Consider the following 12,258-nt stretch of genomic DNA (forward strand, 5'->3'; position numbering starts at 1 on the left):
GAGCCGCGCTTCGCCTCGGCGGACCGAACCGATACATGCGATTCAGACTTAACATTCTCATTCCCCTTCTCCTCCTCTGCGTAGCCGCCGCTTGGTACTGGCTGACGCCGCACTACAGCAAAGAGGATGAGGCCTGGTACATCTCGGTGTTCTGCGCGATTCACCATGACGATAGCCGCCGCTTTGTGGCGGATATGCGCACGGTTATCGAAGGCGGCAACTCCGACTACGCGCTGCAAAAAATCCACTTCCAGCCGCGCCTGGGCCAGCACGTGGCGGACGCCTGGCAGACGCTGAGCGACGGGCAAAAGGCGCAGGCCAGCGCCGACGCCGCCCAGTGCCGCGCCCTGCTCTCGGACGCGTTGAATTAAGCCGACGCCAGGCTGCGCCACGCCGTTACAGCGCGAAATCCGCGTGTTATCTTGTGGGTTTCGCAACATCTTTTCAGGCAAGCTCTAATGACAAAACTGCGGGTAGGCATTGTGTTCGGCGGCAAATCGGCCGAGCACGAAGTATCGTTACAGTCGGCTAAAAATATCCTTGATGCGATCGATAAAACGCGTTTTGAGGCGGTGCTGTTAGGCATTGATAAACAGGGTCAGTGGCATTTGAACGACGCCTCTGACTTTCTGATTAACGCGCAGGATCCGGCGCTGATCGCGCTTAACCGCGCAGGCGAAAGCGTGGCGCTGGTGCCGGGCGCGTCGCAGCAGCAGGTCATCGCCCGCCAGAGCGGTCATGCGCTGTCGCAGCTCGATGTGATTTTCCCCATCGTGCACGGCACGCTCGGCGAAGATGGATCGCTGCAGGGCTTGCTGCGCATGGCGTCGCTGCCTTTTGTCGGCTCTGGCGTGCTCGGCTCGGCGGTCAGCATGGACAAAGATTTCACTAAACGTCTGCTGCGCGACGCCGGGCTGCAGGTCGCGCCCTGGATTAGCGTCACGCAGGCGCAGCGGTCGCGTATTCAGGCGGCGGAGATTGTCGCGCAGCTCGGCCTGCCGCTGTTTATCAAACCGGCCAATCAGGGATCTTCAGTGGGCGTCAGCAAAGTCGACCGCGTCGAGGAGTTCGACCGCGCGCTGGACCTCGCCTTTACCTTCGATCGCAAGGTGCTGATTGAAACCGGCATCAAAGGCCGCGAGATCGAGTGTGCGGTGCTGGGCAACGACGATCCGCAGGCGAGCCCGTGCGGCGAAGTGGTGGTGCACGACGCCTTCTACTCCTACGAGACCAAATATATCAGCGAAACCGGCGCGCAGACGCAGGTGCCTGCCGCTATCGACGATGCGCGCAGCGAAGCGATCCGCGCCGTGGCGATTAAGGCGTTTCAGGCGCTGGAGTGCAGCGGAATGGCGCGCGTCGACGTTTTCCTGACGGAAGCGGGCGAGATTATCGTCAACGAGGTGAATACCCTGCCCGGCTTCACCAATATCAGCATGTATCCCAAGCTGTGGCAGGCGGCGGGACTCAGCTATCGCGATCTGATTACCCGCCTGATCGAGCTGGCGCTCGAGCGCCATCAGCAAACCAGCCAGCTGAAAAGCAGCGTGTAGAGGCGAGGCGACGTGGCGCGTTACGCCACGTCGCTGGTGGCCAGCGCAAGGGTTCTGAAGGCGGGCGTGGTCTGGTTGCGCCCGTTGCGCTTGGAGAGATAGAGGTTTTTATCCGCGGCGGAGATCAGCTGGTTGACCAGGCTGTGCCAGTCGCGCTCTTCGCCCGCTTTGCCCTGCGCCAGCCCCAGGCTGACGGTGACGGTCACGGTGTTGCCCTGCAGCCAGAACTTCTCTTTGCCGATCGCCTGCCGCACCGCCTCCGCCAGCTGGTAGAGCCGCTCGGGACGCGCGTCGAACAGCACGATGGCGAACTCCTCCCCGCCGAAACGGCAAATGCGCCCCTGCTTGCCCACCACTTGCTGCATGCGCAGCGCTATCTCCTCCAGTACGCCGTCGCCAGCGTCATGCCCGAAGTTGTCGTTGATGGCTTTGAAATAGTCGACATCCAGCAGAATGACCCCGACGCTGCGCTGCGCCGAGAACGGCTCCTCTTTAAGGCTTTCATAGAGCCCCGAGCGCGACAGCAGCTGCGTAAGAAAATCGTAGTTGGCGCGCAGCGCGAGCCGCTGATTAAGCTGACGTACCGCATCCATACTGACAGCGACGATCAGCGGGCTGATGGCGACGGTGGCGACGCCGAGGCGCGCCGAGGTGAGATGGCTTAAATGCAGCAGATTATCGTTGCCCTGAATGTTCATTACGCCGTGCGATACCAGCACAATTTCGCTGATGCCGGTCAGCAGGATCACCAGGCTGGTGACCGGGATCGGCAAGACGATGGCGCACCAGATCAGCGCCGGAACCGGGAAGGTCAGGCTGCCGGCGCCGCCCATCATCGCCCCGACCGCCAGCGACAGCACCACGCTTAGCAACGGCAGCCATTTGCCCGGCGAGAGCAGCGCGGCGAACGACAGGCCGCGCCAGTTGCGCGTCAGCAGGAAAGGCAGCAGCATCAGGCCGGTAGAGAACTGTTCGCTGAACCAGTCGCCCCAGGCGGTGGCGAAGCGGGTGTCGAAGCTAAAATCCTGCGCCAGCCCGCCCCAGGTGGCGCAGGCGAAAGCGGCCAGCAGGCAGGCGGGAAAGATGCGCAGCGCGTTGCTGATCTGTCTGCGGTCGGAGTCGCGCAGATAGTGCTTCACCAGCATCGAGACAGAGATAATGATAAACAGCAGGTTGGCGACGTTAAGCGTCACGGCAGGCCACGCCCAGCCGGAGAAAAGCGTGTCGTTCGCCACCATGGCGGCGAAGCTGGCAAGATAGTAGCGAATGCGGTGCAGCCAGGGATGCCGAACGATGACGGCGGCGACGATGGCGTTTACCGGCCAGAAAAGAGAAAGCTCCGCAGGCACGCGCAGATGGCTGCCCAAAAAGCAAAACAGCAGGGTGATCAGAAACAGCGAGAGGAGATTTATTGTGGTGTTGTGCTCTGCAAACAGCTTAACGCGCATAGGTTTGAACCCTGTAGCCTGTAAATTCTCCGCTCCCTGCCCTTCTCCGACCTTCGCCGTACGCCATTAAACCGTATTTGTCGCCCGGGCAATTCAGTGAATAAACGGCAGAGATCGGCGCTACTCGCAATGTGGGCTGCGCCGTCTGGCTTACGGCGCGGAGATTATGCCTTAAATAAAAAAATCGGCTATCCGAGATATCCGATTTTTCAGACAACGCCTTAGTCGAACTAGCGGGTGACATGGACTGAAGAGCAAAGCGTCCCGCGACAGGGATGTCGCGGGCCGAGCTGGCAGGGATGCCGCTTTTGCGTCTTTGCGATCAGGCCATGTCACCCGCGTAGCTGCCTGACTAACAGACGAATCCTTCTTTTACTTCACCGCAACGGGCCACTGGCTGAGGCGAATGCCGCGCTTATCTGCGTTGTCGCCGAAATCCTTCAGCACCGCCTTCACGTCAGGATCCAGATACTCGGCGTTATCGTGATCCACAATTACCACGCTGTTCTCCGGGATCTCCGCCAGCAGCCCCTGCAGCTTCGGGTTGTGCAGAAAGGTCAGATTCTGCTGAAAGCGCAGCACATAGTGATCGTCATAGCGCGTCAGCTGCAGCGCGTTGCGATGGCTCTTGTAGAGGCTGTAAAGCATCTGCGTCGCCAGGCCGATGCCGATGCCCATCAGCATGCCGAACAGGATAATGCCGCCGATGGTGGCGAGGAACGGCACGTACTGCTGCGCGCCCATGCGGAACTGCTCCACAAACAGGCTCGGCGTCGCCAGCTTATAGCCGGTATAGAGCAGCACCGCCGCCAGGCTGGCCAGCGGAATGGCGTTCAGCATATCGCTAAACCAGAGCCCGCAGATCAGCAGCAGCACGCCGTGGATCAGTATCGAGAGCTTGGTCTGCGCGCCGGTGCTGACGTTCACCGAACTGCGCACGATCACCGCCGTAATCGGCATGGCGCCCAGCAGGCCGGCGCTGAGATTGCCGATCCCCTGCGCGAACATCTCGCGGTTGGGCGACGGCGGCGGATTCTGCGGGCGCAGCTTCTTCAGCGCCTCCTGGCTCAGCAGCGTCTCCAGGCTCGCGACCAGCGCCAGCGTCACCGCCACGACCCAGACCGACGGATTTTGCCAGGCGTTCCAGGCCGGGCTCTCCAGCTGCGCCGCCAGCGCGGAGAGGCTATCGAACTCCGGCAGCGCGATGCGCGACAGCTGAGCCGCCATTTCCGGCATCAGCCGTCCGCCGAATACCGTGGCGGCGCAGCCGAACAGCACCGCCACCAGCGGACCGGGTATCCAGCCCAGCACGCCCGCCTTTTTCACCAGCGGCGTGGTCCAGAGCCAGAGGATCGCCAGACTGCCGCCGGCGACCAGCATCGCAGGCGCGGAAAAGGTCGCGGCGCCGCTGGCGAACCCGGCCAGACCGGCATCGCCTTCGATACCGAACGCCACCGGGATCTGCTGGATAATCAGCAAAATGCCGATAGCCGCCAGCATGCCCTTAATGACGCTGCCCGGCACCAGCGAGATAAAACGGCCGGCGCGCAGCAGCCCCAGGCCGCACTGCATCAGGCCGGCCAGCACCAGCGCGGTAAGGAAAGCGCTGAAGCTGCCGAGCGTCTCGACAGAGGCGACGACGATCGTCACCAGACCCGCCGCCGGGCCGCTGACGGCAAAGCGCGACGGGCTAAGCGCGGTGACCAGCAGCCCGCCGATCACCCCGGTTAGCAGGCCGGCGAACGGCGGTAGCCCGCTCGCCTGCGCAATGCCCAGACAAAGCGGCAGCGCCACCAGAAAAACCACCAGGCCGGCAGGAATATCCTGACGAAGCGTATTCACATTCATGGCGAAGATTCCTCTGCTGATTGCTGGATTAACTCTTTAAGGTGGCCCGACTGCAGATCGTAAACGCAGCCGAACAGATCTAATGTCTGGCCCGCGCGCCACGCGTCGCGCACCGGCGCGGCAGCGGCGAGACAGGCGAACTGCGCCAGTACGTTGACCTCTACCAGCCGGTTCAGCCTTTCCGCGGCGGTCTGCGGCTCGTCGGACAGTCCGTCCCCTAATGCCTGACGCAGCGCGGCGATACGGCGCGCCAGCGCCGAGTCTTCATGCGCCAGCGGGCTCTGCGGCAGGTCAATTGCCGCCTGAACGCCGCCGCAGCCGTAGTGGCCGCACAGCACGATGCGTTTTACGCCGAGATAGATGATGGCGTACTGCAGCACGCTCATCAGGTTGTCGTCGCCGTCGACCACCATGTTGGCGATATTGCGATGAACGAAGAGTTCGCCGGGATGCGAGCCGGTCAGGACTTCGGCCGGCACGCGGCTGTCTGAACAGCCAATCCAGAGTGAATGCGGTTTTTGTTGATGGAGGTATTTTTCAAAATAGTCAGGATTACGCTCGCGGCGCTGGAGCGCCCAGCTGCGATTTTTCGCTAATAAAGGTTTCAGTGTCGTCACAATCGTCTCTCTCAACAACCGGGAATCGAATATTCAGGCGAACAAGGCGGTGAACCGGCTCACAGTTAGCCGGCGTCGGTCCAGGAAATAACGCAGTTGATCAAAGAAATTGTTTATAGACGTTTATGATTAATTACGCATCCGTAATTTTTTCCCAGGCCAGAGCAGTCCGCTCTTTGTAAGGAATAATTCAGCAGAGGTAAATTTCAGGTAAAGCTATTCAAAGACGCGCGATTTAAGCGATGCGGGATAAAGAATTAAAAAATAACAATATCAATAAATTAAAATATCCCTATTAACTGAAAGCCAATTCCGCTGACAAATAATGACATTTCAGCTGGAGAGTTTTCTACACGCGCTCAGTTACCAGCGGCACTTCTCTACAGAAAAATCCGAATTAATTTTTTAACCAATAGCGATTAACACTGGCTACCAGCAAAAAAGGCAGCGTAATGAACTTAATAAAGGTGGTTTTAAAAGTAAGAGATAATTAAATTAGTTTGCAGCAAAATAGTTACCTGTAAACGTAAATGCCGACGGATAATAACAAGAGCCCGCTGGCGCAGGCTCTTTCGCTTGACGAATTATTTACCGTTCCACGCTTTCAGCTGCGCATCGCGCGTTGAGAGCTGCTGCTGCGGCGTCAGCTTGTTGTAGTTTTCCGCCATGCCGCTCTCCCAGTCGCCATAGAGCGGATTAGGCAACACGATAAACCGGGTGCCGAACAGCGCGTGATTCTGGCTGACAAAGGCGCGACGCTGCGCGTTGCCCTGATGCCAGGTCGCCGCGCCGAAATCGTTGAGGTTATCGCCGACGTAAAGCACGACGTTGTAGCCCGCCGCTTTGATGGCGTCGAAACGCGCCTGCTTGTTAGAACTGCCGGTGCTGAGGCGCACGGTCTGCGGCGTCACCTGCGGGAAGCCGAGCTGCGTCAGCCTGGCGGCGGTGGCGTCGAAATCTTTCTGATCGCGGTTCGACACGTAGAACAGCGTGCCGCCGTGCGAGGTGACGTAGCGGGCGAAATCAACCGCGCCGGGCACCGCCAGCGCCTGCTTCGCCTGGGTCCACGTCGACCAGCTTTGCGCGCTGAACGGCTGGCCGTTTTTCGCCTGCCAGGCGCTGTAGGCGCTGTTGTCGATCATGGTTTCATCGAGATCGACGATCACCGCCTTGGGTTTGCCGGTCAGCGACGGCGCGGCGTCGAACGCCAGCCGCGCGCCGTTGAAAGCCTGCCACGTCAGCGCCTGATACTCGCCGGACTGCTGGAACCAGTTCAGGGCCAGCACCGACTGCTGGCCGAGCTGTTGCTGCGCATGTTGCGCCGTCTGCGAGGCGCAGCCCGAGAGCATCAACGCCATCAGGCCGCTGGTCAGCAGCGTTGCGGTCATTTTCATCCTGTTATCCTTAAGCCGAAAGTGGGAAGAGGTAACGCTTTAAAAATGTAGCAGTTAACCTAAGCTGAATGCAGCCAAACGCCTCAGAGGAGATTCATATGGGAATCCGCGTACGCTCTACCCTGCTTGATGCGCTGGAGTGGGTTGACTATGCCTTTCAGCCCGCGGGCGAAGCGCCGCCGGACGATGTTGCTTATGGCCATCAGCGCCACAGCGCCACGGTGGTCGATGACGAGGCCAACGTGCCGCCGAAAAGCTGCGAGTCCGACGGGATTATCGGACTGGGCGCCCGACCGGTTGCGGTCTATACCGCCGACTGCCTGCCGGTGCTGATTGCCGATACGCAGCAGCGGCGCGTGGCGGCGGTGCATGCCGGGCTAAAAGGCACGCTGGCGGGCGTGCTGGAGCGCGCCGTCATAAGGCTGTGCGAAGCGGGCAGCTCGCCGGATGGCCTGTATGTCGCCATCGGGCCGGCCATCGCGCCCTGCTGCTATGAGCTGGGCGAGGAGATGCTGAGCGCCATCGCGCCCACGCTCTCCGGATCGCAGCCGTCCTGCTGGCACCGCGAGCAGCCGCACAATCCGCTCGCCGTCAGGCCGCAGGCGAAGGCGACCCGCAACGGCGTCTGGTTCGATCTGCCGCAGCTGGCGACGTTAAGGCTGACAGCGGCGGGCGTGCCGGCGGCGAATATCGAAAACGTCAGCTTTTGCACCTACTGCATGGCGGAAACCGGCTCCAGCTACCGCCGCAATACTCACTTCAACAGCGGCTATCAGTCGCGCTTCTCATGGATACGCCGTCGGGGCGGCTAAGGCTCGCTTTTTTGATGCGCCTCACAGCGCGACAAACTTTCACTTTTTTTTAACATCACGGCAGCTACATTACACTCATCCGACCACTTAACCTGAGTGATGCCGCCGTGAAGAGTCACGCCTACCCTGCCCTGTTCGCTCCGCTCGACCTGGGATTTACGCAGCTGCGCAACCGTTTCCTGATGGGCTCGATGCATACCGGGCTGGAAGAGCATGCCGACGGCGCCCAGCGCCTTGCCGCATTTTATGGCGAGCGCGCGCGCGAAGGCGTCGCGCTGATCGTCACCGGCGGGATAGCGCCTAACGCGCAGGGGGTGGCCATGAAGCATGGCGCGACGCTGGTCTCGCCGGAACAGTGCGGCTGGCACCGCCAGATTACCGACGCGGTACATGCGGAAGGCGGCAAAATCGCCCTGCAGATCCTGCATACCGGCCGCTACAGCTACCAGCAGGATCTGGTGGCGCCCTCGGCGATCCAGGCGCCGATTAATCCTTATCTGCCGCAGGAGATGAGCGAGCAGGCGATCCTGCAAACCATCGACGACTTCGCGCGCTGCGCGCGGCTGGCGCAGCGCGCAGGCTATGACGGCGTAGAGATCATGGGCTCGGAAGGCTACCTGATTAATCAGTTTTTAGCGCCGCGCACCAATCAGCGCAGCGACCGCTGGGGCGGCGACGCGACGCGCCGTCAGGCGTTCGCGCTGGCCGTTACCCGCGCGGTACGCGACGCCGTGGGCCGCGACTTTATTATGATTTTCCGCCTGTCGATGCTGGATCTGGTGGAGGACGGCAGCTCGCTGGAAGAGACGCTAACGCTGGCGACCGCGCTGGAAAAAAGCGGCGTCACCCTTTTCAATACCGGCGTCGGCTGGCACGAAGCGCGCGTTCCCACAATCGCTACTTCGGTGCCGCGCGCGGCCTTCGCCGCGGCGGCGCGGCGGCTGCGTCAGCATGTATCGGCGCCGGTAATCGCCACCAACCGCATCAACCATCCGCAGGTGGCCGAGCAGCTATTGCAGAGCGGCTGCGCGGATATGGTGTCGCTGGCGCGTCCGTTTCTCGCCGACGCCGCCTTCGTCAGCAAATCGGCGCGCGGCGCGGCGCAGAGCATCAATACCTGCATCGCCTGCAACCAGGCCTGCCTCGACCAGATCTTTGTCGGCAAGGTCACCTCCTGCCTGGTGAACCCGCGCGCCTGCCACGAAACCCTGATGCCGGTAACGCCCTGCGCCGCGTCGAAGGTTATCGCGGTGGTGGGCGCCGGTCCGGCAGGCATGGCCTTCGCGCTGCAGGCGGCGCAGCGCGGCCATCGGATAAGGCTCTACGACGCCGACGACGCCATCGGCGGCCAGTTCAACATCGCACGCCAGATCCCGGGCAAAGAGGAGTTTAGCGAAACCCTGCGCTACTTCACCCACCAGCTTGCCGCGGCCGGCGTCGAGGTGCAAACCGGCCGTCGAGTGGCGGCGGCGGATCTGGCCGAGGCGGACGAGGTGGTGCTGGCGACCGGCATTCAGCCGCGCACGCCGGCAATTCCCGGCATCGATCATCCGAGCGTGCTCAGCTATCTTGAGGTGCTGCGCGACAAAAAACCGGTGGGCAGCCGCGTCGCTATTATCGGCGCGGGCGGTATCGGCTTCGATACCGCCATGTACCTTTCTCAGCCGGCGGAAGCGCAAACCAGCGAAAGCTTCTGCCGCGAATGGGGCATCGACCTGACGCTGTCGCAGCGCGGCGGCCTGACGCACGCCGAGCCGCAGCCTGCTGCGCGCGCCATCTGGCTACTGCAGCGCAAACCGGGCAAGCCGGGCGCGGGTCTGGGTAAAACCACCGGCTGGATCCATCGCGCCACGCTGCAGGCGCGCGGCGTGCGCATGTGGGGCGGCGTCGAATATCTGGCGATCGACGATGAAGGGCTGCTGCTGCGCCGCGACGGCGCAGTGGAGAGAGTATTGGTGGATAACGTGATTATCTGCGCCGGTCAGGAGCCGCAGCGCGAGCTGGAGGCGGGGCTGCGCGCGCGCGGCAAAAGCGTTCACCTTATCGGCGGCGCCGACGTGGCGCTGGAGCTGGATGCCCGCCGGGCGATTGCCCAGGCGGTGCAGCTGGCGCTGGCTATCTGATCAGCGCATCTTCACCGCGCGCAGCACCACGAACTTCTGGTTCGAAGCCACCAGCGTGCAGTTGCCGAACAGTTTTTTCAGCTTGTGGTGATAGTCGAGGTGGCGGTTGCCAACGATGCGCAGCTCGCCGCCGTACTGCAGGCAGCGTTTAGCGTCGCGGAACATCTGCCACGCCAGGTGATCGGTGACGGCGTGCTGCTGATGGAACGGCGGGTTGCAGAGCACGGCGTGCAGACGGTCTGACGGATAGCCGCTCAGCACGTTGTTGACGCGAAAGACGCAGCGCGTCAGATCCTGCGGACGGTTCACCTCGACGTTGAGCTGGCTCGACGCCACCGCCATGTAAGACTCGTCCAGAAAATGCACTTCCGCCTGCGGATTGCTCTCCAGCGCCATCAGGCCGATCACCCCGTTGCCGCAGCCGAGATCGACGATCTCGCCTTCGATATTTTCCGGCAGGTGATGCATAAAGAGGCGCGCGCCGATATCCAGCGAGGTGCGCGAGAAGACGTTGGCGTGGTTGTGGATCTGCCAGGGCGTCTCGTCCAGCGGCCAGACAGTCGTGGCCGCCTGCGGCGCCAGCGCCGGCGCGCTGAACCGGGTGTAGATCAGACGCGCCTTTTTCCACGCCAGCGAGGTGCGAGTGTCGCCGAGGATCTTCTCGAACAGCTGCAGCGTGGAGTTATGGATCTCTTTAGCGCGCGCCGCCGCCAGGATCACCGTATCGGCGGTCACCACCTCGCGCAGGGCGCGCAGCTGCTGCTCCAGCAGCGCCAGGGTTTTCGGTACTTTAATCAGTACCGCGGCCGGTGCGGCGGGCAGCGGATCGAGGCTGCTGAGAAAGCGCACGTCCCCGTCGTCAAGTTGATTGAGGCGCAGGTTTTGCCGCGTCGCCTGCTGGCTGAGCCAGGAGTCGCTGACGTGGCAGACCGGACGCGGGTTAAGCGCGCAGGTGAGCGCGCCGAAGCTGTCGTTGAACACCAGAATCGGGCCTTCCGGCAGCGTCTGCTGCAGCAAATATTCATCCGCCGCATCCCACGCCTGAAGCGGACTCTCTTCACGCATTTGCGGAAAACGATGCAGGATCAGGGTGCGATCTGCTAGTTCAAGTTGGCTCATGAATTCTCCGGCTGGTACAATCTGGCTGTTTTACGCCCTAAAAAGGGGGCGCAGTATACTGTCTTTCGCCGGGAATCCCTAATGTCCTCACTCATCTATCTGCAGGGTTATCCTGAGAACATCCTTCAGCAGGTTCAGACGCTGATCAAACATGAAAAGCTTGGCGCTTTTTTGCAGCAGCGCTATCCCGACACCCACAATATCGTCAGCGATAAAGCGCTATATGACTATACCCAGGCGCTGAAAAATCGCTTTATGCGCAACGCTCCGCCGATCAGCAAAGTTATCTGGGACAATAAAATCAAGGTAATGAAACACGCGCTGGGCCTGCATACTGCCGTTTCGCGCGTTCAGGGCGGCAACCTTAAGGCCAAAGCAGAAATCCGCGTCTCAACCTTTTTCCGCCTCGCCCCTGAGCCCTTTCTGCGCATGATCGTGGTGCATGAGCTGGCGCACCTGAAAGAGAAAGAGCACGACAAGGCGTTCTATCAGCTCTGCTGCCATATGGAGCCGGACTACCATCAGCTGGAGTTCGACGCCCGGCTCTGGATGACGGATCAGGCGATGCGCGGCAACGCGGCCTAAAGAAACTCCTGCGCTTTCTGGATCAGGCTGGTTTTGGTCAGTGCGCCGAGAAAGCGCCTCTCCTGCGGGTTATTCAGCACCGGCAGGCGCTCCAGCGTCACGCGCGCGAACGCCTCCCAGCCTTCGCGCATGCTCTGGTTCTGGTAGACGAAGGGGAAGTTGTCGTCCATGACCGTCGAGACCGGCGAATCCAGCGTAATCTCCTGCGCCAGCACCTTACGCGCGATATCGTGGATTGAAACTACGCCGAGAAAGGCGCCCGCCGCGTTAATCACGTAGACGTAGCGCTCGCGCTTCAGCGAGCTGACCGCCAGCGCCTGCCCGACGGACTCCTGCGGTTGCAGCGCCGCCCCCGGAATAATCAGCTCCGCCACGCGCATGTTGTCGAAGTCATATTTCGCCTCCGAGCGGTTAAAATGGTTGCCGACCACCGGATAGGTGCTGGCGGACTGCAGGCGATAAACCACCATCGACGCCAGCACGGCGGCGATCATCACCGGAAAAAGCAGCGAGCTGTTGAGGGTCATCTCCAGCACCATCAGGATCGCCATCAGCGGCGCCTGGCTGACGGCGGCCAGCACCGCCGCCATGCCGATGGCGGCGTAGAGCAGTACGTTGCCGAGCGGCAGATGCAGCGCCGCGCCCAGCGTCGCCAGCGACACGCCGAGCAGCGCGCCGATCAGCAACGACGGCGTAAAAAGGCCGCCTACCGCGTTGGAGCCGACTGACAGCGTGGTCGCCAGCGTTTTTAGCAGCAGC

General features: G+C 61.6%; 11 protein-coding genes. 5 read left to right on the top strand and 6 right to left on the bottom strand.

Annotated elements, in window-relative coordinates; all coding sequences use genetic code 11:
- The first annotated feature begins 35 nt into the window (after positions 1 to 35).
- Both HA46_RS07725 and ddlA read left to right on the top strand, forming a co-directional pair.
- Entirely contained in the window at positions 36 to 371 is a 336-nt protein-coding gene (locus tag HA46_RS07725) for a hypothetical protein (protein ID WP_084883490.1), read from the top strand.
- Between the two features lie 87 nt (positions 372 to 458).
- Positions 459 to 1,553: a D-alanine--D-alanine ligase gene (gene ddlA, locus HA46_RS07730; protein ID WP_084883493.1), complete on the top strand. Its 1,095-nt coding sequence runs from the start codon at positions 459 to 461 to the stop codon at positions 1,551 to 1,553.
- Positions 1,554 to 1,573: 20 nt separating this feature from the next.
- On the opposite strand, the gene HA46_RS07735 is transcribed toward ddlA, so the two are convergent.
- The 4 genes from HA46_RS07735 to HA46_RS07750 all read right to left on the bottom strand — a co-directional run bounded on the left by HA46_RS07735 (position 1,574) and on the right by HA46_RS07750 (position 6,860).
- Positions 1,574 to 3,001 (bottom strand): GGDEF domain-containing protein, encoded by a 1,428-nt coding sequence (locus tag HA46_RS07735; protein ID WP_084883498.1) that lies wholly within the window; start codon positions 2,999 to 3,001, stop codon positions 1,574 to 1,576.
- A gap of 372 nt (positions 3,002 to 3,373) precedes the next feature.
- Positions 3,374 to 4,843: a SulP family inorganic anion transporter gene (locus tag HA46_RS07740; RefSeq protein ID WP_143807601.1), complete on the bottom strand. Its 1,470-nt coding sequence runs from the start codon at positions 4,841 to 4,843 to the stop codon at positions 3,374 to 3,376.
- A 2-nt stretch (positions 4,844 to 4,845) separates the two neighbouring features.
- Positions 4,846 to 5,466, bottom strand: a complete 621-nt coding sequence (locus tag HA46_RS07745) for a carbonic anhydrase (RefSeq protein ID WP_084883507.1) — start codon at positions 5,464 to 5,466, stop codon at positions 4,846 to 4,848.
- A 584-nt stretch (positions 5,467 to 6,050) separates the two neighbouring features.
- Complete coding sequence (locus HA46_RS07750) at positions 6,051 to 6,860, bottom strand: 5'-nucleotidase, lipoprotein e(P4) family (protein ID WP_033792278.1); 810 nt, start codon at positions 6,858 to 6,860, stop codon at positions 6,051 to 6,053.
- 98 nt (positions 6,861 to 6,958) lie between these two features.
- Between HA46_RS07750 and HA46_RS07755 the strand changes: the two genes are divergently transcribed.
- Positions 6,959 to 7,672 carry a purine nucleoside phosphorylase YfiH/LACC1 family protein gene (locus HA46_RS07755; RefSeq protein ID WP_033792279.1) on the top strand — a complete coding sequence of 238 codons (714 nt, stop codon included), beginning with the start codon at positions 6,959 to 6,961 and terminating at the stop codon, positions 7,670 to 7,672.
- A 107-nt stretch (positions 7,673 to 7,779) separates the two neighbouring features.
- Entirely contained in the window at positions 7,780 to 9,795 is a 2,016-nt protein-coding gene (locus HA46_RS07760) for an NADPH-dependent 2,4-dienoyl-CoA reductase (protein WP_244277513.1), read from the top strand.
- Here HA46_RS07760 and rlmG read toward each other — a convergent pair whose 3' ends face one another.
- On the bottom strand, positions 9,796 to 10,914 hold the full coding sequence (gene rlmG, locus HA46_RS07765; RefSeq protein WP_084883512.1) for a 23S rRNA (guanine(1835)-N(2))-methyltransferase RlmG: 1,119 nt from the start codon (positions 10,912 to 10,914) through the stop codon (positions 9,796 to 9,798).
- A gap of 81 nt (positions 10,915 to 10,995) precedes the next feature.
- Here rlmG and HA46_RS07770 point away from each other — a divergent pair, with 81 nt between their 5' ends.
- A complete protein-coding gene (locus tag HA46_RS07770) occupies positions 10,996 to 11,499 on the top strand; it encodes a M48 metallopeptidase family protein (protein ID WP_033792282.1) in 504 nt (167 codons plus the stop codon).
- Here the strand turns inward: HA46_RS07770 and HA46_RS07775 are convergent.
- Positions 11,496 to 12,258, bottom strand: a 763-nt coding sequence (locus HA46_RS07775) for a chloride channel protein (protein WP_208857405.1), incomplete at its 5' end; no start/stop codon positions are given. The two genes, HA46_RS07770 and HA46_RS07775, sit on opposite strands and share 4 nt — an antisense overlap.

It is taken from the genome of Pantoea septica, from assembly GCF_002095575.1.
GTDB classification, from domain to species: Bacteria; Pseudomonadota; Gammaproteobacteria; order Enterobacterales; family Enterobacteriaceae; genus Pantoea; species Pantoea septica.